At 69.8% G+C, this 22,067-nt stretch carries 15 protein-coding genes; 8 read left to right on the top strand and 7 right to left on the bottom strand.

Annotated features, from left to right (window positions below; all coding sequences use genetic code 11):
• Positions 1–98 precede the first annotated feature (98 nt).
• Together LQ771_RS14765 and LQ771_RS14760 are read right to left on the bottom strand one after the other, a co-directional pair.
• The gene (locus LQ771_RS14765; RefSeq protein ID WP_231350136.1) at positions 99–3,287 is read right to left on the bottom strand and encodes an efflux RND transporter permease subunit; all 3,189 of its coding nucleotides are present in this window, start codon (positions 3,285–3,287) and stop codon (positions 99–101) included.
• Positions 3,288–3,378: 91 nt separating this feature from the next.
• A complete protein-coding gene (locus LQ771_RS14760; protein WP_231350135.1) occupies positions 3,379–4,575 on the bottom strand; it encodes an efflux RND transporter periplasmic adaptor subunit in 1,197 nt (398 codons plus the stop codon).
• Between the two features lie 147 nt (positions 4,576–4,722).
• Here LQ771_RS14760 and LQ771_RS14755 point away from each other — a divergent pair, with 147 nt between their 5' ends.
• Positions 4,723–5,682 (top strand): LysR family transcriptional regulator, encoded by a 960-nt coding sequence (locus tag LQ771_RS14755; protein WP_231350134.1) that lies wholly within the window; start codon positions 4,723–4,725, stop codon positions 5,680–5,682.
• Positions 5,683–5,789: 107 nt separating this feature from the next.
• Here LQ771_RS14755 and LQ771_RS14750 read toward each other — a convergent pair whose 3' ends face one another.
• Entirely contained in the window at positions 5,790–7,694 is a 1,905-nt protein-coding gene (locus LQ771_RS14750) for a CHASE3 domain-containing protein (RefSeq protein ID WP_231350133.1), read from the bottom strand.
• A 244-nt stretch (positions 7,695–7,938) separates the two neighbouring features.
• On the opposite strand from LQ771_RS14750, the gene LQ771_RS14745 reads away from it, so the two are divergent.
• Positions 7,939–8,643, top strand: a complete 705-nt coding sequence (locus LQ771_RS14745) for an energy transducer TonB (RefSeq protein ID WP_231350132.1) — start codon at positions 7,939–7,941, stop codon at positions 8,641–8,643.
• 70 nt (positions 8,644–8,713) lie between these two features.
• Positions 8,714–9,535, top strand: a complete 822-nt coding sequence (locus LQ771_RS14740; RefSeq protein ID WP_231350131.1) for an energy transducer TonB — start codon at positions 8,714–8,716, stop codon at positions 9,533–9,535.
• An 18-nt stretch (positions 9,536–9,553) separates the two neighbouring features.
• Here the strand turns inward: LQ771_RS14740 and LQ771_RS14735 are convergent, their stop codons facing one another.
• On the bottom strand, positions 9,554–10,351 hold the full coding sequence (locus tag LQ771_RS14735) for an undecaprenyl-diphosphate phosphatase (RefSeq protein ID WP_231350130.1): 798 nt from the start codon (positions 10,349–10,351) through the stop codon (positions 9,554–9,556).
• Between the two features lie 260 nt (positions 10,352–10,611).
• Here LQ771_RS14735 and glnA point away from each other — a divergent pair, with 260 nt between their 5' ends.
• Positions 10,612–12,021 carry a type I glutamate--ammonia ligase gene (gene glnA / locus LQ771_RS14730; RefSeq protein ID WP_231350129.1) on the top strand — a complete coding sequence of 470 codons (1,410 nt, stop codon included), beginning with the start codon at positions 10,612–10,614 and terminating at the stop codon, positions 12,019–12,021.
• Positions 12,022–12,096: 75 nt separating this feature from the next.
• On the opposite strand, the gene LQ771_RS14725 is transcribed toward glnA, so the two are convergent.
• Complete coding sequence (locus tag LQ771_RS14725) at positions 12,097–13,608, bottom strand: DUF2235 domain-containing protein (RefSeq protein WP_231350128.1); 1,512 nt, start codon at positions 13,606–13,608, stop codon at positions 12,097–12,099.
• A 143-nt stretch (positions 13,609–13,751) separates the two neighbouring features.
• Here LQ771_RS14725 and LQ771_RS14720 point away from each other — a divergent pair, with 143 nt between their 5' ends.
• From LQ771_RS14720 to LQ771_RS14710, 3 genes are all read left to right on the top strand, one after another.
• The gene (locus tag LQ771_RS14720; protein WP_231350127.1) at positions 13,752–14,747 is read left to right on the top strand and encodes a two-component system sensor histidine kinase NtrB; all 996 of its coding nucleotides are present in this window, start codon (positions 13,752–13,754) and stop codon (positions 14,745–14,747) included.
• Positions 14,748–14,793: 46 nt separating this feature from the next.
• Positions 14,794–16,167, top strand: a complete 1,374-nt coding sequence (gene ntrC, locus LQ771_RS14715; protein WP_231350126.1) for a nitrogen regulation protein NR(I) — start codon at positions 14,794–14,796, stop codon at positions 16,165–16,167.
• A 203-nt stretch (positions 16,168–16,370) separates the two neighbouring features.
• Positions 16,371–16,835, top strand: a complete 465-nt coding sequence (locus LQ771_RS14710; protein ID WP_231350125.1) for a GNAT family N-acetyltransferase — start codon at positions 16,371–16,373, stop codon at positions 16,833–16,835.
• Between the two features lie 69 nt (positions 16,836–16,904).
• Here the strand turns inward: LQ771_RS14710 and LQ771_RS14705 are convergent, their stop codons facing one another.
• Together LQ771_RS14705 and LQ771_RS14700 are read right to left on the bottom strand one after the other, a co-directional pair.
• On the bottom strand, positions 16,905–19,427 hold the full coding sequence (locus LQ771_RS14705; RefSeq protein ID WP_231350124.1) for a sensor domain-containing protein: 2,523 nt from the start codon (positions 19,425–19,427) through the stop codon (positions 16,905–16,907).
• 101 nt (positions 19,428–19,528) lie between these two features.
• Entirely contained in the window at positions 19,529–20,647 is a 1,119-nt protein-coding gene (locus tag LQ771_RS14700) for a hypothetical protein (protein ID WP_231350123.1), read from the bottom strand.
• A 128-nt stretch (positions 20,648–20,775) separates the two neighbouring features.
• Here LQ771_RS14700 and LQ771_RS14695 point away from each other — a divergent pair, with 128 nt between their 5' ends.
• Positions 20,776–22,059, top strand: coding sequence for an acetyl-CoA C-acetyltransferase (locus LQ771_RS14695; RefSeq protein WP_231350122.1), 1,284 nt, complete (start codon positions 20,776–20,778; stop codon positions 22,057–22,059).
• The last annotated feature ends 8 nt before the right edge of the window (positions 22,060–22,067 follow it).

Below are 22,067 nucleotides of genomic sequence, written 5' to 3'. Positions count from 1 at the left end.
GAGCCGGCTCTGATGACGGGCCGAGGCTAGAGCGGCCCCTCACCCCGGTCCTCTCCCCGGCAGGGAGAGGGAGCACGCTTTTCGTAACTTGTGACATCTCAATGCTCCTCGATCGCGACCGGCAGCGCCGCGTGGCGCACGGCGCGCCGCGCCGCCGTACGTTCGCTCCAGCCGCGCACGATCACGTAGAAGAGGGGGGTGAACAGCAAGCCGAAGAAGGTCACGCCCAACATGCCGGAGAACACCGCCACGCCCATCGCATGACGCATCTCCGCGCCGGCGCCGTGCGAGGTCACCAGCGGCACCACGCCCATGATGAAAGCGAAGCTGGTCATCAGGATCGGGCGCAACCGCAGCCGTGCCGCTTCCAGCACCGCGGCGCGACGATCGAGCCCTTCGTGGATCTGCGCCTCGCGGGCGAACTCCACGATCAGGATGGCGTTCTTGCAGGCCAGGCCCACCAGCACGATCAGGCCGATCTGGGTGAAGATGTTGTTGTCCCCGCCCGAGAGCCACACGCCGGCGATCGCGGACAACAGCACCATCGGCACGATCAGGATCACCGCCAGCGGCAGGGTCAGGCTCTCGTACAGCGAGGCCAGCACCAGGAACACCAGCAGCACGCACAGCGGGAAGACGAGTACCGCGGTGTTGCCAGCCAGGATCTGCTGGTAGGTGAGCTCGGTCCACTCGTAGCTCATGCCGTTGGGCAGGTTGTCCTTGGCCAGCTTCTCCATCGCCGCCTGTGCCTGGCCGGAGCTGTAGCCCGGCGCCGGGCCGCCGTTGATCTCGGCGGTCGGGTAGCCGTTGTAGTGCTGCACGCGGTCCGGACCGACGCCCTGGTGCACCTGCACGAACGAACCCAGCGGCACCGGCTCGCCCGCGGCATTGCGCGTCTTCAGCCGCAGGATGTCCTCCGGTTCGCGGCGGAAGCCCGGCTCGGCCGAGACGTTGACCTGGTAGGTGCGCCCGAAACGGTTGAAGTCGTTGACGTAGAGCGAGCCCATGTAGGCCTGCATGGTCTGGTAGACCTCGGCCAGGTTCACGCCCTCGGCCTTGGCCTTTTCGCGGTCCACCTCGGCATCGATTTGCGGCACGCTCACCTGGTAGCTGGAGAACAGCCCGGCCAGCGCCGGCGTCTTCTGGCTTTGCGCGATCAGGTTCTGGGTCTGCTTGAACAGTTCCTCGAAGCCCTGGTCGGAGCGATCCTCGATCTGGATGCGGAAGCCGCCGATCGTGCCCAGGCCCATCACCGGCGGCGGCGGGAACACCGCGATGTAGGCGTCCTGGATCGCGGCGTATTGCTGGTTGAGTGCACCGGCGATCGCACCGGCCGAGAGCGACGGGTCGGAGCGCTCCTCGAACGGCTTGAGCGTGACGAACACGATGCCGCTGTTGGGCGAATTGGTGAAGCCGTTGATCGACAGCCCCGGGAACGCCACCGCGCTCTCCACGCCCGGCTGCTTCAGGGCGATCGCGCTCATCCGGCGGATTACGTCCTCGGAACGGTCCAGCGAGGCGGCATCGGGCAATTGCGCGAACGACACCAGGTATTGCTTGTCCTGCGAAGGCACGAAGCCGGTCGGCACGTGGACGAAGCCGAACACGCCCAGCGCCACCAGCGCGCCGTAGATCACCAGCGCGGGTGCGCCCTTGCCGAGCACGCGCCGCACGCCGCCGACGTAGCGGTCGGCGCCGCGCACGAACATCCGGTTGAACGGGCGGAACAGCCAGCCGAAGCCGCGATCGAGCAGGAGGCTGAAACGGTCCTTCGGCGCACCGCGCTCCTTGAGCAGCAGCGCGGCGAGCGCCGGGCTCAGGGTCAGCGAGTTGAACGCCGAGATCACCGTGGAGATCGCGATGGTCAGCGCGAACTGGCGGTAGAACTCGCCGGTCAGGCCGCTGATGAAGGCCGCCGGGATGAACACCGCGCACAGCACCAGCGCCGTGGCCACGATCGGACCGGTCACCTCGGTCATCGCGCGCCGGGTGGCTTCCTTCGGTTTGAGCCCGTGCTCGATGTGGCGTTCGACGTTCTCCACCACCACGATGGCGTCGTCCACCACGATGCCGATGGCGAGCACCAGGCCGAACAGGCTCAACGCATTGAGCGAGAAGCCGGCCAGGTACATCACCGCGAAGGTGCCCACCAGCGACACCGGCACCGCCACCAGCGGGATGACCGAGGCGCGCCAGGTCTGCAGGAACAGGATCACCACCAGCACGACCAGCAGGATCGCCTCGAACAGCGTATGCACCACCGCCTCGATCGAGCCGCGCACGAACACGGTCGGGTCGTAGACGATCCTGTAGTCCACGCCCTGCGGGAACTCGGACTTGAGCTGCGCCATGGCGGCGCGTACTTCGTCGGAGATCTGGATCGCGTTGGAACCCGGCCGGGCGAAGATCGGCATCGCCACCGCCGGCTTGTTGTCCAGCAGGCTGCGCAGCGCGTAGTTGTTCGAGCCCAGCTCGACGCGCGCCACGTCACGCAGGTGGGTGACCGCGCCATCGGTGGTCGTGCGCAGCACGATGTTGGCGAAGTCGTCCTCGGTGACCAGGCGGCCGCGGGTGTTGATGTTGAGCTGGAACGCCGCGCCGTTGGGCGCAGGCGGCGCATTGAGCGAGCCGGCCGCGACGTCCACGTTCTGCTCGCGGATCGCATTGACCACGTCGCCCGTGGTCAGGCCGCGCATCGCGAGCTTCTCCGGGTTCAGCCACACCCGCATTGAATACTCGCCGGCACCGAACAGCTGCACGTCGCCGATACCGTCGAGGCGCGCGAGCTGGTCCTTGATGTGCAGCCGCGCGTAGTTGGACAGGTACAGCATGTCGTAGCGCTGGTCGGGCGAGATCAGGTGCACGACCATGGTCAGGTCCGGCGAGCTCTTCTGCGTGGTCACGCCGAGCCGCTGCACTTCCTCGGGCAAGCGCGGCAAGGCCTGCGCCACGCGGTTCTGCACCTGCACCTGGGCGTTGTCCAGGTCGGTGCCCAGCGCGAAGGTGACCGTCAGCGTCATCGCGCCGTCGCTGGTGGCCTGCGAGGAGGTGTAGAGCATGCCTTCGACGCCGTTGATCTGCTCCTCCAGCGGCGTGGCGACGGTAGCGGCGATCACCTTGGGGTTGGCGCCGGGATAGGTGGCGCGCACGACCACCGTCGGCGGGACCACTTCGGGGTATTCGCCGATCGGCAGCTTGAATAGCGAGATCGCGCCGGCGATCACGATCAGCACCGACAGCACGCCGGCGAGGATCGGCCGCTCCACGAAATATTGGGGGAGTTTCATAAGGGGTTCCTGGACCTTTCATCGCGGGAGCGCCCTTGGGCGCGACCACCATCCTGGTCGCGCCCGCGGGGTGCTCCTGCAGGGAGCTGTTTCAGTTGCGCGAGGCGACCTTGCGGCTGCCGCCAGCGTCGGCGCCGGCCAACCGGCCATCGGCGCCCAGGCCGCGGCTCTCCATCGCCACCAGCGTGGGGCTGACCTGCATCCCCGGACGCACGTGCTGCAAGCCGTTGACCACCACCACGTCCTTGGCGGAGAGGCCCTTCGTGACCACGCGCAGCCCGTCGACCAGCGGCCCCAGCGTGACCTTGCGGTAGGCCACCTTGTGGTCGGGCTCGAGCACGTAGACGAACTTGTTGCCCAGGTCCGTGCCGACCGCGCGCTCGTCGATCAGCGCGCGCGGCTGGCGGCTGGGCGTGCGCAGTTCCAGTCGCACGTAGAGGCCCGGCGTGTAGCGGCCGTCGTCGTTGTCGAACACCGCGCGCAGGCGCATCGTGCCGCTGTCGGCATCGAGCTGGTTGTCGACGAAGTCGATGCGGCCGGCGTGCGGATAACCCTCCTCGTCCACCAGCCCCATCGCCACCTGCGGGGCGACGCCACGCTCGCGGCGCAGCTGGTCGAGCTTCAGATACGCGTGCTCGTCGATGGTGAAGTAGGCATACATCGGGTCGACGCTGACCACGCTGGTCAGCACGTCGGCCGGCGTCACCAGGTTGCCGGCGGTGATTCGCGCATTGCTGACGCGGCCGTCGATCGGCGCGCGCACCTCGGTGAAGCCGCGGTCCAGCCGGGCCGCTTCCAGTGCCGCGCCGGTGGCCGAGGCCTGCGCCCTGGCGCTGGCCGCCGCGGTCGCCAGGCGGTCGGCCTCCTGGGTGGAGATCGCGTGCTGCGCCAGCAGCTTCTTCGCGCGCCCGGCATTGGATTCGGCCAGCTTCTGTTCGGCGCGCGCCTGCTCCAGCGTGGCCGCGAGGCGATTCACCTCGGCCTGATAGGGCCGCGGATCGATGGTGAACAGCAGTTCGCCCTTGCGCACCCGCGCGCCTTCGGTGAAGTGCACGGCAGTGACGTACCCGCTCACGCGCGGATGCACCTGGACGGTGTCCACTGCCTGCAGGCGGCCGGTGAAGGCGTCGGTGTCGCTGACCGGGCGCACCAGCGTCTGCGCCACGGTGACCGCGGGCGGCGGCGCACCGGCTTCCTGCGCGTGGCTCTGGCCGTGGCTGCCGAGCACCGCCCAGCTGCCTGCCGCCACCGCCACGGCCAGGCTCAAGAGGACCCATCGCTTTTTCATGTTGCGCTCCCGGTTTAAATTAGTGCACCGGTCGGTACAGAACCGGCGAAGGCCCGGGAGAATAGGTATACTTGCCGGTATAGAAAAGCGGGGCTTGGTGCAATGCAATCGTGACATCGAGTCACGAATCACCCTGGAGTAGGCTCGATGGAAGACTTCGCAGCAATTTCAGCCTTTGTCCGCGTAGTCGAGGCCAAGAGCTTCGCTGCCGCCGCCGCGCAACTGGGCATGACGCCCTCGGGCGTCAGCCGCGCCGTATCCCGGCTGGAGGAGCGCCTGGGCGCGCGCCTGTTGTTCCGTTCGACCCGCTCGCTGCGGCTGACCGACGACGGCGCCGTTTTCCACGCCCGCTGCAAGGACATCCTGGCCGACCTCGCCGAAGCGACCGAGGCGCTGGGCTACGCCAACCGCAAGCCGGTGGGCAAGCTGCGCGTGGCTGTGTCGCTGGCGGTGGGACGTGCCGCGCTGATCCCGCGCCTGGCCGAGTTCGAGCAGCGCTACCCGGACATCCGGCTGGAACTGTCGATGAGCGACCTGCCGGCGGATCTCAACGGCGAGGGCATCGACTGCGCGATCCGCGTGGGCGAGCTGGAAGACTCCAGCCTGATCGCCCGCAAGATCGGCTACCTGCGCAACGTGGTGTGTGCCTCGCCGGCCTACCTGGCGCGCTACGGCGCGCCGCAGACCATCGACGACCTCAAGCAGCACCGCTGCATCAACTATGTCTATCCCAACGGCCGCCCGCGGCAATGGATGTTCGACGGGGCCAACGGTCCGATCGCGGTGGACGTCGAGGGCCACCTGCTGATCAACGATGCCGAATCGGTGATCCAGGCGGTGGCCGCGGGCCTGGGGATCACCCAGGCTCCGCACATGATGGTCGCCTGCATGCTCGACTGGGGAAAACTGCAGCTGGTGATGGCCGATACCCGCTCCACCGGCAAGCCGGTGTGGATCGTCTACCCGCAGAAGAAGCACCTGTCCGCGCGCGTGCAGGCCTTCATCGAATGGGTGCGCGAGCTGTTCGAGCGGACCAACGAGCCGCAGTTCCGGGCGCCGCTGCCGGGGGGAACGACCAGGCAGGGCGCGCCCGCCGCGGCCGCCTGACCGCGGGAGGCCCGACCGACAACGCGAGCCGGCGTCGGAGCCCGGCCCGTCCCGGGCGCATGCGACCGGATCGCCCCAAGGCAACGGGCGAATGGCGTTCATCGCAGTCATGCCCGGAGAGGGGTGGCCGGCGGCGGGTCAGGGCCTTCCGAGAGCAAGCCATGCACGCGATGGGCCAGCTCCTCCAGCGTGAACGGTTTGCGCAGCAACCCGGCGCCGGCGACACGCTCGCCGAAGCGCTCGGTGGCCGCGCGGGTGAAGCCGGTCATCAGCAGTACCTTCAGGCCCGGCCGCACCTGCCGCGCGATATCGGCCAGTTCCCAGCCGGTGAGCTGCGCCATCTCCACGTCGGTGAGCAACAGGTCGATCCGCGGGTGGGCATCGAGCACGGCCAGCCCCTCGTGGCCGCTGGATGCGGTCAGCACGCGGTACCCCAGCTCGGTCAGCGCCTCGGCCGTGAATACGCGCACGCCGATGTCGTCGTCGACCAGCAGGATCAGGGTGGCGCCGTCGCCGCGCGGCATGCCGTCGCGCGCTCGTTCGGACCGCGCCGCGCCGGTCGCGGCGGCACCGTCGGCGCGCGGCAGGTAAACGCGGATCGTGGTGCCCCTGCCGACCTCGCTCTCGATGTCCACGTGCCCGCCGGTCTGCTTGATGAAGCCGTACACCTGGCTCAGCCCCAGGCCGGTGCCCTTGCCTGCCGCCTTGGTGGTGAAGAATGGTTCGAAGGCCTTGCGCCGGACCTCGGGCGCCATGCCCTGGCCGGTGTCGGTCACCGCAATCATCACGTAGGCCCCGCGGGCCACGTCGGGCCGGCCGCCGGCGAACTCTTCGTCGAGGAACACGTTGGCCGTCTGCACGGTCAGGCGCCCGCCGCCGGGCATGGCGTCACGCGCGTTCACGGCCAGGTTGATCAGCGTGCTTTCCAGCTGGGTCACGTCCACCCGGGTCTTCCACAGGTCCGGTGCCTGTTGCAGCTCCACGCTGTAGATGCCGCCGAGCGTGCGGCGGATCACTTCGGTGGTATTGGCCACCACCTCGTCCGTCGCCACCAGTATCGCGTGCAGCGGCTGCTTGCGCGCAAAGGCCAGCAGCCGCTGGGTGAGTTCGCCGGCACGTCGCGTTGCTTCCAGCGCGTAGCCGACGTGGCGCCCGACATCGTGGTTGCCCCGGGCCAGGCGCGCCTTCAGCAGCTCCAGGTTGCCCATCACCACCGCGAGCATGTTGTTGAAGTCGTGCGCCATGCCGCCGGTCAGCGCGCCCAGCGCCTCCATCTTGCGCGACTGGCGCACGGCCTCTTCCAGCATCGCCTGGCGTTCGGTGCTTCGCCGCAGCGCCTCGCTCGCAGCGAGCAGTTCGTCCCGGGCGCGCACCATGATGTAGTGGCGGCGGGACATCTCGCGCAGGGTCAGCATCGCCAGCCCCAGGATCGCCAGCGCGGACGCCGACGCGCCGGTCAGCACCCAGCGCGAGAGCAGGCGCTCCCTTGCCTGCTGGGCGGCGATGCTGCGGTCGCAGTCGGCCAGCATCGAGGCCAGCAGGGTGCGGATGCGCTCCATCAGCTGCATGCCCAGGTTGGACCGGACCAGGTCTGTCGCCTTCGCATGTTCGCCACGGTCGTAGTAGGAGAGCGTCTGCGCCAGCTCGGCCAGCTTGCCCGCGATCAATGCGCGCAGCTCGGGCAGGTAGCGACGCCGTTGCGGGTCCGAGACCTGGCGGTCGAGCGTCTGCAGCAATGTCCTCAAGCGGCCGCGCGCGCGGATATAGGGCGCCAGATAGGTCTTCTCGCCGGTCAGCAGGTAGCCGCGCTGTCCGGTCTCGGCACCCTGGATCGTCAGCATCGTGCTTCGCAGGGACGCGCGCACCGCCTGGATGTGCTGCTGCTGGTCGATCCCCTGCGCGCGCGTCGCCGCCAGCACGAAGGCCCCGGCCAGCAGCGCGGTCAGCAGGACGAAACCCGCCGCCAGCATGATTCGCGACCGGATCAGGCTCGGGGGTTTGTCTGCTGCCATGGAGACGCCGTCGTATGCAGCCGGAGCGGAGGGCCGGCGCGCGACCATCGTAGGCACACCCGACGTGCGCAAGGCGTGGGGATCGCGGGTCGATGCACGCCCTTCGTGCACGGCAAACCCGAGGCTGCCGGCGCCGCCGCCGGTGACGGTTCCGGTCGTCGCGCCACGGTCCTTCCCGGTGTAGGCTGCCGTCGCATGCACCGCCGGGGAGGGCGCAGGGATGAGGGCAGGGCTGGCAAGGGGAGTGGCACTGTTGGCCGGGCTCGTGTTGCCCGGATGGGCGGCACACGCGGCCGACGGCCAGATCGTGCGGACGTACCATCTGCAGGCCGGGCTGGACGTCGATGCGGCCGGGCAGGTGACCCGCGTCGATCTGCCCGGGGAGATCCCGGCAGTGTTGGGCGCACCCGCCCGGGAGTCGATCAAGCGCTGGCGTTTCAAGCCGCCCGTGCGTGGCGGACGTACCGTCACGGCCCGCACCTACGCATGGGTCGACCTGCTACTGGTCAGACATCCGGACGGCAACCACGGCGTGGACGTGTCCTACGTCAAGAACGGCCCGGCACTGGCGCTTCGGCCGCCCCGATGGCCCATGGTGCAGGGCGGCGGACGCCTGACGATGGCTGCCGTGGTGCAACCGGATGGGAGCCTGACCGACATCAAGGTGGTCGCCTCCGCGTTCAGCAGCCCGATCGCAAGAAGGCAGTTCGCACTGGCGGTGGAAGAGGCGATACGTCACAGCCACGCGCTGCCCGAGCAGGTCGATGGCAAACCGATCGCCACTCGCGTGCAGATCCCGGTCGCCTTCGAGAGGCATGATGCGCCGAGCACTGCCAGGGCCGACCGGCCAACGGATCAACCCACCGTCCCGGCCCCCGATGATCTATCGGGCCAGGCCGTCGCACTGGACAGTCCGGTGCAGCCGCGGGCGGCCGGACCCCGCGGTTGAGGTGTCGAGCCGCGGCGCGGGCATCGCGCGCGCGGGGTCGCGCAGGAACCATCCAGCACAGGGAGAAGGCATGAAATCGACGACACGGGTGCACGCAGCCGCGCTTGCCGCGGGTGCGAAGAGCACAGGCCCGCGTACCGGGCTGGCAGGCAGGACGGCGGCGTGGGCGCTGTGCGCGCTGCTCGCGGCCGGCGCCGTGGCGGTGCGCGCCGCGGCGGCCGACGCGCAGGTCGCGCGCGAATACCGGGCCACGGCGGCGCTCGATATCGGGACCGATGGCAACATCACCGCGGTCCAGCTCTCCGGCGAGGTTCCCGAAACGCTCGCGGGGCCGGCAAGGGCGACCATTTCGCAATGGCACTTCAAGCCACCCGTGCGTGACGGCCATGCCGTGACGGCGCGCACCTACGCGCGGCTCGCGCTGCAGGTCGTGCGCCAGGCGGACGGCAACTACAGGCTGCGTGCGGTGTACAGATCGAATGGGCCTGCTCTCTCCTTTCCGGTACTTCCCGAGTACCCGCGAAACGAGCTGCGCCAGCGTGGCCAGGGAACCGTCGTGATGGAGGCGATCGTGCACCCGGATGGCACATTGACCGACATCCACGCAGCCAGCCACCGCATCAACCACCCGAACGCCCGGGCGTTCATAACCTCCGCCGAGGCGGTGATGCGGCATGTCGTGGCGCAGCCCGAGCTGGTCGACGGGCAACCGGTGGCGACGCGAATCCAGGTGCCGTTCGTCTATGCGTTGCGCAGCATCAGTCGCAGCGAGGCGCTTTCGAGGCTGGCTGGCAGGGAAACGGCTCCCGTCGCGTCCGCTGATTTCAGCCCGATCGGTGAGCCGGTCGCGCTGGACAGCCCGGCCCAGCCGGTCGCGGGGCCGCCGGGCTGATCATGCCGGCCGGACGCTTCAGCCGCCGGCCGGCAGCCAGAGCAGCAGGGCCACGCCCAGGGCGATGCGGTAGATCGCGAACGGCGTGAAGCGGTGCGTGCGGATGTAGCCCAGCAGCCACTTCACCGCGGCGAAGGCGACGATCGCCGACACCACGAAGCCGACCACGAGCGCGCTCCAGTCCTCGTGCGCCATGCCATCGTTCCTGACCACCTTCAGCAGCTCGTAGCCGGTCGCCGCGTACATGGTCGGGATGCCGACCAGGAAGGCGAACTCGGTCGCCGCGGCGCGGTTGCTGGTACCGGCCAGCAGTGCGGCGAAGATGGTCGCGGCCGAGCGCGAGGTGCCGGGAAAGATGCCGGCGAGCATCTGTGCGAAGCCGACCAGCACCGCCACCGTCCAGGTCACCTCGCGCCGGTCCGGGCGGCGCGCGGCCACCGCCTCGGCGCCGATCATCCAGAAGCCGCCGATGACCAGCGCCCAGGCGATCGGCGTCACCGTATCGGGCAGCGTGAAACCGAGCTTTACCGCGATGAACCCGAGCACCGCGGTGATCAGGAACGCCACCGTGAGCTTGGCCAGGTAATCGCGGTTGGCCGGATCACGCCACTGCGTCAGCAACTGCCACAGGCGCTTCCAGTAGATCAGCGTCACCGCCAGGATCGCGCCGGCCTGGATGCCGATGTTGAACAGGTCCGAGCGCTGGCCCAGGCCCAGTTGCTCGGCGATCAGCAGGTGCCCGGTCGAGGAGATCGGCAGGAACTCGGTGATGCCCTCGATGATGCCGAGCAGGATGACGCGGATCAGGTCGCTCACTAAAGGCTCTCCGGCACTGGGATAAAGCGGCATAGCTTACGGGGTAGCGGGCACGGCGGCGTGAGGCGGATATGCGCCAATCTGGTGCATGAATGAAGCCATAGAGGTGCAAAAGTCCTGTAGGAGCGCACCTGTGCGCGACCGCCATGGCGCTCCGGAGCAGGGATGGCGCTCGCGCACACGGTGCGCTCCAGCAAGGGTCGTGGCTGGCACGGGCATTGCAATCACGCCCGCATCCTTATCCCTCCGAGGCCTCGCCCATGACCGCCCAGAAAGTGCTCGACCTGATTGCCGAACACGACGTCGAGTTCGTCGACCTGCGTTTCGCCGACATGCTCGGCAAGCACCACCACGTCACCTTCCCGGCGCACGCCATCGACGAGTCGACCTTCGAGGACGGCAAGATGTTCGACGGTTCCTCGATCCCGGGCTGGAAGGGCATCAACGAGTCGGACATGGTGCTGCTGCCCGATCCGGACACCGCGCACCTGGATCCGTTCTCCGCGCACACGCAGCTGATCCTGCACTGCGACGTGCTCGAACCGTCGACCATGCAGGCCTATGGTCGCGACCCGCGCTCGATCGCCAAGCGCGGCGAGGCATTCCTCAAGTCCACCGGCATCGCCGACACCGCCTTCTTCGGGCCGGAGCCGGAGTTCTTCATCTTCGATTCGGTGCGCTGGCAGAACGACATGGGCCGCGTGTTCTACGAGATCGGCTCCGAAGAGGCGGCGTGGAGCTCGCGCTACAAGTACGACGGCCAGAACACCGGCCACCGCCCGGGCGTGAAGGGCGGCTACTTCCCGGTCTCGCCGGTCGATTCGCTGGGCGACCTGCGCGCGGACATGTGCAAGGTGCTCGAGTCGCTCGGCCAGGTGGTCGAGGTGCACCACCACGAAGTGGCCAACGCGGGCCAGTGCGAGATCGGCGTCAAGTTCAACACGCTGGTGAAGAAGGCCGACGAGCTGATGACCATGAAGTACGTCATCAAGAACGTGGCGCACCAGAACGGCAAGACCGTGACCTTCATGCCCAAGCCTATCGTCGGCGACAACGGCTCGGGCATGCACGTGCACCAGTCGCTGGCCAAGGACGGGCAGAACCTGTTCGCCGGCGAGCTGTACGGCGGCCTGTCGCAGATGGCGCTGTGGTACATCGGCGGCATCTTCAAGCATGCCAAGGCGATCAACGCCTTCGCCAACTCCACCACCAACAGCTACAAGCGCCTGGTGCCGGGCTTCGAGGCGCCGGTGATGCTGGCCTACTCGGCGCGCAACCGCTCGGCGAGCTGCCGCATCCCGTACGTGTCCAGCCCCAAGGGCCGCCGCATCGAGGTGCGCTTCCCCGACCCGATGAACTCCGGCTATCTCGTGTTCACCGCGCTGATGATGGCTGGCCTGGACGGCATCATCAACAAGATCGACCCGGGCGCGCCGGCCGACAAGGACCTCTACGACCTGCCGCCGGAAGAGGAGAAGAACATTCCGCAGGTGTGCGCGAGCCTGGACGAGGCGCTCAACGCGCTGGACAAGGACCGCGAGTTCCTGAAGGCCGGCGGCGTGTTCACCGACGACTTCATCGACGCCTACATCGAGGTGAAGATGAAGGAGGTCACCGCCTATCGCGCCAGCACGCATCCGCTGGAGTTCCAGATGTACTACGCGATCTGATCGCCACGGCATGCTTCGACGGGACGGGCGCTTCGGCGCCCGTCTTCGTTTCCGGGAAGGCGACATCACCCGCGTTCAGGGTCGCTCGACCGTCAGCGCCACGCTGCCGTGGTTGTTGGCGTAGGCCTGCCAGGCGTCGTTGGCGTAGGCGTAGAGGTAGCCGCTGGCGGCCGGGGTGAAGCGGCAGCCTCCGCCGATGACGAAGGTCTCGCCCCGTTCGTCCCCTTCGCCGTTGGCGACGAAACCGGCGAGCGCGCACCACGGCGCCCGCTCCAGCCGGCGGGTAAACCAGAAGTCGCTGTCGGCGTGCGTCGCAAGATTGAACGCATGTTCCACCGAGCCCAGCGCGGACGCCGCCAGGCGCGCGATGTCGGAGGCGTGGTGGCTGTTCATCTCGCCGCCGGCGGGCGAGAACTTCGCGCCTGCGTCGACCCATTCGCCCGATGCGGCGAAGCGGTAGGCCACGCCCGCTTCCAGATAGAGCGCAGTCGCGTTCCAGTGCTTCGATGCGAACACGTCGATCGTGGCGCGTTCGCCCGGGCCGAGCAGCCGGGTGGGCCAGTACGCGTCCTGCGCGAGCGGCGGATCGGCCTGGCGCACCAGCGCATCCGGATGCATCCGGCCGGCCTGCACGCTGCCGGCGGCCACGCGGGGCACCGCGCGCGGCCGGTTGCGGCCGAGCTTGAACAGGCCCTGTCGGGAATCGTGCAGCACACCTTGCGGATCGGGCCGCAGCTGCGCGCGCGTGTTCCCGCGCAGCCGCAGGCCACAGGCCGCGGCCTCGTCGAGCATCCATGCCAGCGCGATGTCGGACAGCCCGGTCTGCGCGTAACCGCCGCCCACGTCGCCGTGCACGCCGGGAAACCACACCTGGTGCACCTTGTCCGGGCGCCGGATGTTCGTCCACAGCGTCGGCACGAAGTCCGCGCGGCGCTCGTCCATCGCCACCGCGTGGCGGGCGTTGGCGATCATCAGGCTGATCCGGGTGTCGTGGAACTGGTAGCGGCGCGGATCGCCGATGAAGCGCAGCACCGACAGCTCCAACGGGATGCCCAGCGCGCCCACGGTGTCCCACACGCCCATGAAGTGCACGCCGACGGTGCCCGCGGTGGGCTGCCCGGGTCGTGCACCGTGGAAGGCCCATCCGTCCGGATTGTCGAATGGCTTGCCGGAGCGGTAGGCATCGAACACGCGCTGCACGCGCGACCACACCTCGGCCGGGGCCAGCGCCGCGTCGGACAGGTCCAGCAGGCCGCTGTGCACAAGCAGCCCGCCCAGGCTGCGCACGGTGTAGGCGCCGCGGCTGAAGCCGAACAGAAAGATGCGGTCGCCCTCGCGGTAGCGCAGGGCCAGCCACTGGTAGGCGCTCATGATGTTGCGGTCCAGTCCGGCGCCGGTGCCGCCGCCGACCACGCGATCAAGCCAGCCGCCGTTGGTGCCCACGCCGGGGTGGTAGTAGGCCAGCTGCTGCTCGTCCTTCACCGCCGCGTTGTAGAGCCTGGCCACGTTGGTGGGTGCGGGGAGGCCCTGGTCCGTGTGTTCCAGGGTGCTCCACGTGCCATCGCAGCAAACGGTCAGTTGGGTCATGGGCGAGTTCTCCCCGGGTCCCGGGCCGGACCCTACGCCCGCCGCAGTGGCCACACCGTCGGTGTCGTCGCAGACCGGCTTCCGGCCAGGTGATCCGATGCCGGCGCATTGCACCAAGAGGGCGCAACGCCCATGATGGTGCAATGGACGAAGCCGACTGGCGCGCATGGGCGGAGCAGGCGACGACCGGGTTGGCCCTGGTCGATGCGCAGCTACGCCTGGCCTGGCTGAACCCGGCCCTGGCCGAAGTGCTGGATCTGGGACCGCGGCGCGCCATCGGCCAGCCGCTGGCGGCGTTGCTGGGCGAGCCGGCGGTGGCGACGCAGGCGGCGCGCGCGCGCGCCGAGCAGCGCACCGTGCAATGGCGCGACCTGCGCCTGGGCGCACCGGAGCGGCGCCTGGACGTGTCGCTGCAGCCGCTCGATGCCGGGTGCCTGCTGCTGGAGGTGCATGTGCTGGCGCCGCCGGTGGCCGAAAACTCCCCGGTATCGGCCAGCCTGCGCGGCCTCGCGCACGAGGTGAAGAATCCCCTGGCCGGCCTGCGCGGTGCGGCGCAGCTGTTGCAGCGACGCGTCGGCGAGGCCGATCTGAAGGCGCTGGCCGGCATGGTGATCGCCGAAGCCGATCGCCTGGCGGTGCTGGCCGACCGCCTGCTATGCCCCACCGCCGCGCCGCCGTGCGAGTCGCTCAACCTCCACGCGGTACTGGAGCGGGTGGTCGCGCTGCTGGAGGCCGAGCCTGTGCCGCTGGCGATCCGGCAGGACTACGACCCGAGCCTGCCGGAGCTCCGCGGCGACGCCGACCGCCTGCAGCAACTGCTGCTCAACCTGGCGCGCAACGCACGCGAGGCGGGAGCCCGTCACCTGATCCTGCGCACGCGGGCCGAACACGGCGTGCGCGTGGGCGAGCGCGTACTGCGTACGGCACTGCGTCTGGACGTGATCGACGATGGTGCGGGTGTGCCGCTGTCGGTGCGCGACACCCTGTTCGAGCCGCTGGTGTCCGGTCGCGCGGAAGGCAGTGGCCTGGGGCTGGCGCTGGCACGCGAGATCGCGCACGAGCATGGTGGCGAGTTGCGCCATGCCGGCGTGGCGGGCGCCACCACCTTCACCCTGTGGCTGCCGCTGGAGCACGGATGATCCGCCCCCCCTCACGTCTTCTTCCCTGCACGCCCCCGGACAAGCCATGAACCGCGAGGTCTGGATCGTCGACGACGACCGAAGCATCCGATACGTGCTGGCCGAGGCGCTGCGCGACGTGGGCCTGTCCGTGCGCGAATTCGGCGACGCCGCGGCGGTACGCACCGCCCTGCGCGAAGCGCGGCCGGCCCTGCTTCTGACCGACGTGCGCATGCCCGGCGAGGACGGCCTGGGCCTGCTGGGCGCGCTCCATGCGCAGGGCATCGGGCCGGTGATCGTGATGAGCGCCTACACCGACGTCGCCACCACCGCGGCCGCCTACCGCGCGGGCGCGGTCGACTACCTGGCCAAGCCGTTCGACCTCGATCACGCGGTGGTCGTGGTGCGCCGTGCGCTGGCCGACCAGCCGGCGGCGCCGGCACCGCCCGTCGCCGCGCCCGCACATGCGCTGCTGGGCGAAAGCGCACCGATGCGCGAGGTGTTCCGGCTGATCGGGCGTGTCGCCGCGAGCGACCTCAACGTGCTGGTCACCGGCGAGACCGGCACCGGCAAGGAGCTGGTCGCGCGCGCGTTGCACGAGGAGAGCGCGCGCCGCGGCAAGCCGTTCGTCGCCCTCAACACCGCGGCCATCCCGAGCGAACTGCTGGAGAGCGAACTGTTCGGCCACGAGGCCGGGGCCTTCACCGGTGCCGCGCGGCGCGTGGCCGGGCGTTTCGAACAGGCCGAAGGCGGCACGCTGTTCCTGGACGAGATCGGCGACATGCCGCTGGCTTTGCAGACGCGCCTGTTGCGTGTGCTGGCCGGCGGCGAGTTCTACCGCGTCGGCGGGCGCGAGTTGATCCGCGGCGACGTGCGTATCGTCGCGGCCACGCACCAGGACCTCGATGTACGCGTGTCCGCCGGGCAGTTCCGCGCGGATCTGAAGCACCGGCTGGACGTGGTGCGTATCGAACTGCCGCCGCTGCGCGCCCGCCGCGCCGACATCCCGCTGCTGGCCAGGCATTTCCTTGCGGCGGCGGCGCAGGAGCTGAAGCTGCCGCCCAAGCGGTTCTCGCGCTCGGCACTCAAGGCGCTGGAGCAGCGCGATTTCCCGGGCAACGTGCGCGAACTGGAGAACCTGTGCCGCCGGCTGGCGGTGATCGCGCCTGGCGCCGAGATCCAGGCCGGTGAACTGGGTACGGCCTCCGCGCCCGTGGCGGGCGGCGGCTGGACCGGCGCCTTGCATGACTGGGCGACCGAGGCGTTGGCGCAGGGCGAGGCGGACATCCACGCCCGCGCCCGCGAGGCGCTCGACCGCACGTTGCTGGAGGCAGCCCTGGCGGCGCACGGCGGGCATCGGCAACACGCGGCAGCGGCGCTGGGCGTCGGGCGCAACACGTTGACGCGCAAGCTGGGGGCGTCGCGCAAGCGCTCCCGGTAGGGACTTCCGTGCAAGAGCGACCCCTTACCCCGCCCCCCTCCCGGAGGGGAGCGGGAGCCAGTCCCGCGAGCCGCTCGCAGGGTGCGCGAGCCCTGGAACCCGCTCCCCTTCGGGGAGAGGGCAGGGTGAGGGGCGGGATTCGCGGGCATGCGGGCCTGCGCTCCGCCGTTGGCCGATAATCCCCGCTCGACCAGGAGGTACCCATGCCCGAAGCCCCCACCATCCGCCCCGCCACCCGCGCCGACATTCCCCACCTGGTCGACTGGAACGCCGCCATGGCCCGGGAGACCGAAGCCAGGGCGCTCGACCGCGCAGTGCTCGCGCGTGGCGTCGAGGGCGTGTTCGACGAGCCGCGCCGCGGCTTCTACCTGGTCGCCGAGCGCGATGGCGCCGCGGTCGGCAGCCTGCTGGTCACCTACGAGTGGAGCGACTGGCGCTGCGGCGACTTCTGGTGGATCCAGAGCGTCTACGTGGTGCCCGCGGCGCGGCGCGGCGGCGTGTTCCGGGGCTTGTACGCGGCCGTGCGCGACAAAGCGCGGGCCGCTGGCGCGGTCGGGCTGCGGCTGTATGTGGAAACGGAAAACCACCGTGCCCAGCGCACCTATGCCGGACTGGGCATGGAACCGTGCCATTACCTCATGTACGAGGAAGCACTGCCGGGGGCGTAGCTTTGCAGGCCGGCTTCCACCTACCAGCCACATCGGCAGCCGGACGCAGGCCCCGACCCTGGCTGGCGGTCACCGGCGGTCGGAGGCCCAGCGCCGCAGATGCTGTTCGGTCAGCAGCTTGCCGAACGCGGCCGCATCCATCGGCGCGCCGTACAGGAAACCCTGCAGCTGCTCGCAGCCGGCTGCGCGCAGGTGCTCGGCCTGCGCCTCGGTCTCGACGCCTTCGGCGACCACGGTCTTGGCCAGGCTGCGCGCCATCGCGATGATCGCCTGGGTGATCGCGGCGGTATCCGGATCGCTCTCCACGTCGCGCACGAAGGCGCGATCGATCTTCAGCGCGTCGACCGGGAAGTGCTTGAGGTAGGACAGGCTGCAGTAGCCGGTGCCGAAATCGTCCAGCGACAGCCTCACGCCGCAGCGCTTGATGCGCTGGAGCAGTGCGATGGTGGCGTCGCCGCCGGCCATCACGGTGCGCTCGGTCAGCTCCAGCTCCAGCAACGCCGGATCGAGCGCGCAGTGGGTCAGCACGGTCTGCAGCTCGCCCAGGAAATGGGCATGCTGGAACTGCACCGGCGAGACGTTGACCGCCACCGGCACCCCCAGGCCTTCGCGGTACCAGAGGTCGGCCTGGCGGCAGGCCTCGCGCAGCACCCAGGAGCCGATCGGCACGATCAGGCCGACGTCCTCGGCCACCGCGACGAACTGTTCCGGCGAATAGCGCTCGTCGCCATCGTCGCCGTACCAGCGCAGCAACGCCTCGGCGCCGACGATGTGCCCGTCGACGGCGTCCACCTTCGGCTGGTAATGCAGCGATAGCTGCTCGCGTGCGATCGCCACGCGCAGCTCCGCCTCGATGCGCCGGCGCAGCGCCGCCCGCTCGTTCATCGAGGTGGTGAAAAAGCGGAAGCCCTGGCGCCCGCCGACCTTGACCTCGTACATGGCGCTGTCGGCGTTGCGCAGCAGCTGGTCGGCATCGGCCGCGTCGTCCGGGCACAGGCTGATGCCCACGGACATGTGCAAGGCCAGCCCGGGCAGGCCGGCCACGGCGGTGCGCTCGCCATAGGCGATCAGCCGTTGCGCCACGCTGGCGGCCTGGCCGGGTGCTTCCACCTGCGGCAGCAGCACCACGAATTCGTCGCCATGGTGGCGGCACAGGAGGTCCTCGTCCTGCAGCGCCTGGCGCAGCTGCGTGGCGAATGCGCGCAGCACGCGGTCGCCGTTGGCCGGGCCGTGCTGCTCGTTGATCTGCTTGAAGTGGTCGATGTCGATGTAGAGCAGGGCGCAGCGCTGCTGGCGGCGACGCGCCATCGCCACGGCCTGCTCGATCTGGCCCTGCATCTGGCTGCGGTTGGGCAGGCCGGTCAGCGTGTCGAGCTGGGTCAGGTGGATCATCTTCAGCGCCAGCGCGCGGGTTTCGCTGACGTCGCGGAACACCAGCACGCCGCCGATGGCGTGGCCGGCGTGGTCGTGGATCGGTGCCGAGGAATCCTCGATCGGCGTTTCGAAGCCGTTGCGATGCAGCAGCACCGCCTTGCCCTGCAGATCCACGATGGCGTTGCGCTCGATCGCCGCGCGCAGCGGGTTGGGAAGCGCCGCACCGGTGCGCACGTCGCGCAGGCGGAACACCTCGTCCATCGGACGGCCGCGCGCCTCGGCCGCGGTCCAGCCGGTGAGGCCTTCGGCGATCGGGTTGAGCGAGGTCACGCGCAGCTCGAGGTCGGCGGCGATCACCGCGTCACCGATCGAGTTGAGCGTGACCTCCGCCAGCTCGCGCTCGCGGAACAGCGCCTCCTCGTACTGCTTGCGCTGGCTGATGTCCTGCACCTGCGAGACGAAATAAAGCGGCTTGCCGTGCTCGTCGCGCACCAGCGAGGTGCTGAGCTGGAAGTGCACCACGTGCCCGTCCTTGTGCAGGTTGCGCTTCTCCATCTGGTAGGCGTCGATCCGGCCGTCCAGCATCTGCGCGAGCTGCGACATGTCGTTGCCGTAGTCGTCCGGATGGGTGACGTCGGCGACGCTCAGGGTGAGGAACTCCTCCTGGCTGTAACCGAGCATGCGGCAGACCGCCTCGTTCACGCGCAGGAAGCGCCCGTCGGGGCGCACCAGCGCCATGCCGATGGCGGCGTGCTGGAAGGCGCCGAAGAAGCGCTGCTCGCTCTCGCGCAATTTCAGTTCCAGCGCGTGGCGCTCGGTAATGTCGATGAACACCGCGAACACGCCGTGCACGCGGCCCTCATTGTCGGCGTCGGGCTGGAAGGTGGCGTGCATGTAGCGATGCGCGCGGCCGGCGAAGAGCACGCCTTCGACCGTGCTCGGCTGGCCGCCCAGTGCGGCCTGCAGGGCTTCAATCGCGCGTGGCGCGGTGAGCTTGTCGAGCAGCTCGTCGACCGCGCGGCCGGCCAGGCCATCGGTCGCCGCGCCCAGCCAGCGCCGCGGCGGCTGGTTGGCGAAACGCACGATGAGTTCGGGATCGATGTAGGCGATCAGCGCGGGCACGCCACGCAGTACGTGCTCGGGCCAGTTCCGGGCGGACCGGCCAGCATGTTCTGGCGGATCGGCCGAGGATCCGTCCGGTATGAGGGGCTGGTTCATGGACTCCCCCGAGCGCATTACCCTGCTCCGGCGCCCATCATGCGCCAGCCACCGGATGGACGCCACAACCGTCGCGGTGCGGCGCCTCCGCGACGTCGGTCCTAGTGCCGCGTCGGCGGGGCCAGGCCGATGTCGTCCACCGCCACCCGGCCCAGCGCCTGCAGCGTGGGCTCGATGTCGTAGCGCGCGGCCAGCACCGCCACCAGCGGCCCGAGCGCCTGCGGCGCGAGCGGGTAGCCGTGGGCGAGCACGCGCGGCCGTCCGTCGGCGCCGGCCTGCGCGGCCGTGATGGCCACCGTGCCCAGGCCCGGCGCCTCGTGCGCGAACAGGGCCGGCGGCGCCAGCGCCGGCTCGGGCGCGGCCAGCGTCTCAAGCAGCCAACCGGCGTCCGCCTCGCCCTGTTCGAGCATCAGCGGCAGGCGATGGGCTTCGAGCAGCGCGGCGTACTGGCGCAGCTCGAACACCAGACCCGCGAAGCCGTGTGCCCGCTCGGCCGCTTCGCCGCGCTGTTGCGCCAGCCACGCAGCCGGCGAGCCGGCGTGAACCGCACCATCGGCATAGCGCAGCGGCAGCCCGCGCGCGCTCAGGGTCGATTCGCCCTGGTACGGGGTGAGCAGTGCCGCTTCGAGCAGTGCCCACAGCGGGGCCAGGTTGACGTGCTCGTACTGCACGCACGTGAGTGCGAGCAGGTCGTTGCGGCTCAGGTAGCGGGCGTGTTCGAGTCGCATGCCGAGCGTGCGCATCAGCCAGTCGGCCGTGCGCTCCCCCGCCTCGCCGCGCCCGACGATCTGTACCTCCATCTCCTGGTCGAGCGTTTCGGCCAGGGCCTCCGGCGCCAGCACCGACAGCGGCAGCAATCGCAGCGCGCCGCCGGCGTAGGCCGCGTCGGGCAGCAGTGCCGGCGCAGGCATCTGGCCCTCGTGGCTGCCGAAGGCGACCACGTTCTCCAGGTGGCCGCGCGGCACGCGACGGGCCAGTTCGTCCAGCGTGGCCCACACCGGAAAGCCCGGGCGCAGCAGTTCGACCGGGTCGAACAGCGCGCCGGCCACGGCCAGCCGCGCCTCGCCGATACGCGGCAGCAGTGCTTGCAGGTCCTCGGCGACCAGGGCGGCCAGGGCGTCGGCTTCGTCGCGGCTCAGCGTCACGCCGGCGGGCGGGGCGTCGGGCGCGCATTCCAGCGCGAGCACCGCGGGCAGTGCGATCAGCGGTTGCGCATCCATCAAAGGCATTCCGAATGGCGGGGAACTGAGGATTATACGGAGCGGCTTCCGTTCACGCTTTTGGGCTTCCGCCGCATGGGCGTGCGGGTTAGCCTTGGAGATTCGAAGGCCTTTGGACCGTCCCGGACATGGAAACAAGCACGAAGCGCGTCGGTGTGATCGGCGGTGTGCGCATCCCGTTCTGCCGCAACAACACCGCTTACGCCGACGTCGGCAACTTCGGCATGTCGGTCAAGGTGCTGGGCGCGCTGGTGGAACGCTACGGCCTGCATGGCGTGGAACTGGGCGAGGTCGCGCTGGGCGCGGTGATCAAGCATTCGTCGGACTGGAATCTCGCGCGCGAGGCGCTGCTGAGTTCCGGCCTGGCGCCGACCACCCCGGGCATCACCACCGCGCGCGCCTGCGGAACGTCGCTGGACAACGCCATCATCGTGGCCAACAAGATCGCGGTGGGACAGATCGAGGCGGGCATCGCGGCCGGTTCGGACACCACCTCGGACGTGCCGATCGTCTACGGCGAACGCCTGCGCAAGCGGCTGCTGTCGATCAACCGCGCCAAGGGCTGGCAGGACAAGCTCGCCGCCGCCACGCGCGGCTTCTCGCCGGCGGAACTCAAGCCCTCGTTCCCGGGCGTGGCCGAGCCGCGCACCGGGATGTCGATGGGCGACCACTGCGAAAAGATGGCGCGCGAGTGGCACATCGGCCGCGAAGCGCAGGACCGGCTCGCGCTGGAGAGCCACAAGAAGCTTGCCGCCGCCTACGAGTCCGGTTTCATGGACGACCTGGTGGTGCCGTTCCGCGGCGTCAAGCGCGACAACATCCTGCGCCCGGACACCAGCCTGGAGAAGCTGGCGACGCTCAAGCCCGCGTTCGATCGCAGCTCCGGCCACGGCACGCTGACCGCCGGCAACTCGACCGCGCTTTCCGACGGCGCTGCCGCGGTGCTGCTCGCCGGCGAGGACTGGGCGGCGAAGCGTGGCCTGCCGGTGCAGGCGTGGGTGCGCGATGCCGAGGTGGCCGCGGTCGACTTCGTGCACGGCGAGGGCCTGCTGATGGCTCCCACCGTGGCGGTGGCACGGTTGCTCGCGCGCAACGGGCTCACCCTGCAGGACTTCGACTTCTACGAGATCCACGAGGCGTTCGCCGCGCAGGTGCTGTGCACGCTGCGCGCGTGGGAGAACGCCGACTACTGCCGCAACCGCCTCGGCCTGGATGCGCCGCTGGGCAGCATCGACCCGGCCAGGCTCAACGTGCATGGCTCCAGCCTCGCCGTCGGCCATCCGTTCGCCGCCACTGGCGCCCGGCTGGTCGCCACGCTGGCCAAGGAACTGGTGCAGAAGGGCAGCGGCCGCGGCCTGATCTCGGTGTGCACCGCCGGCGGCATGGGCGTGGTGGCCATCCTGGAGCGCTGACCCGAAGC

The sequence above is a fragment of the Frateuria soli genome (genome assembly GCF_021117385.1).
GTDB classification, from domain to species: Bacteria; Pseudomonadota; Gammaproteobacteria; order Xanthomonadales; family Rhodanobacteraceae; genus Frateuria_A; species Frateuria_A soli.
The sequence above is the reverse complement of the archived record's forward strand: the minus strand, read 5'-3'. Positions and strand labels throughout refer to the sequence as shown.

Bases quoted from the DNA above. Each gene is read 5' to 3' on its own strand.
- LQ771_RS14765 (WP_231350136.1), bottom strand. From the start codon at position 3,287: ATGAAACTCCCCCAATATTTCGTGGAGCGGCCGATCCTCGCCGGCGTG.
- LQ771_RS14760 (WP_231350135.1), bottom strand. From the start codon at position 4,575: ATGAAAAAGCGATGGGTCCTCTTGAGCCTGGCCGTGGCGGTGGCGGCA.
- LQ771_RS14755 (WP_231350134.1), top strand. From the start codon at position 4,723: ATGGAAGACTTCGCAGCAATTTCAGCCTTTGTCCGCGTAGTCGAGGCC.
- LQ771_RS14750 (WP_231350133.1), bottom strand. From the start codon at position 7,694: ATGGCAGCAGACAAACCCCCGAGCCTGATCCGGTCGCGAATCATGCTG.
- LQ771_RS14740 (WP_231350131.1), top strand. From the start codon at position 8,714: ATGAAATCGACGACACGGGTGCACGCAGCCGCGCTTGCCGCGGGTGCG.
- glnA (WP_231350129.1), top strand. From the start codon at position 10,612: ATGACCGCCCAGAAAGTGCTCGACCTGATTGCCGAACACGACGTCGAG.
- LQ771_RS14725 (WP_231350128.1), bottom strand. From the start codon at position 13,608: ATGACCCAACTGACCGTTTGCTGCGATGGCACGTGGAGCACCCTGGAA.
- LQ771_RS14720 (WP_231350127.1), top strand. From the start codon at position 13,752: ATGGACGAAGCCGACTGGCGCGCATGGGCGGAGCAGGCGACGACCGGG.
- ntrC (WP_231350126.1), top strand. From the start codon at position 14,794: ATGAACCGCGAGGTCTGGATCGTCGACGACGACCGAAGCATCCGATAC.
- LQ771_RS14710 (WP_231350125.1), top strand. From the start codon at position 16,371: ATGCCCGAAGCCCCCACCATCCGCCCCGCCACCCGCGCCGACATTCCC.
- LQ771_RS14705 (WP_231350124.1), bottom strand. From the start codon at position 19,427: ATGAACCAGCCCCTCATACCGGACGGATCCTCGGCCGATCCGCCAGAA.
- LQ771_RS14700 (WP_231350123.1), bottom strand. From the start codon at position 20,647: ATGGATGCGCAACCGCTGATCGCACTGCCCGCGGTGCTCGCGCTGGAA.
- LQ771_RS14695 (WP_231350122.1), top strand. From the start codon at position 20,776: ATGGAAACAAGCACGAAGCGCGTCGGTGTGATCGGCGGTGTGCGCATC.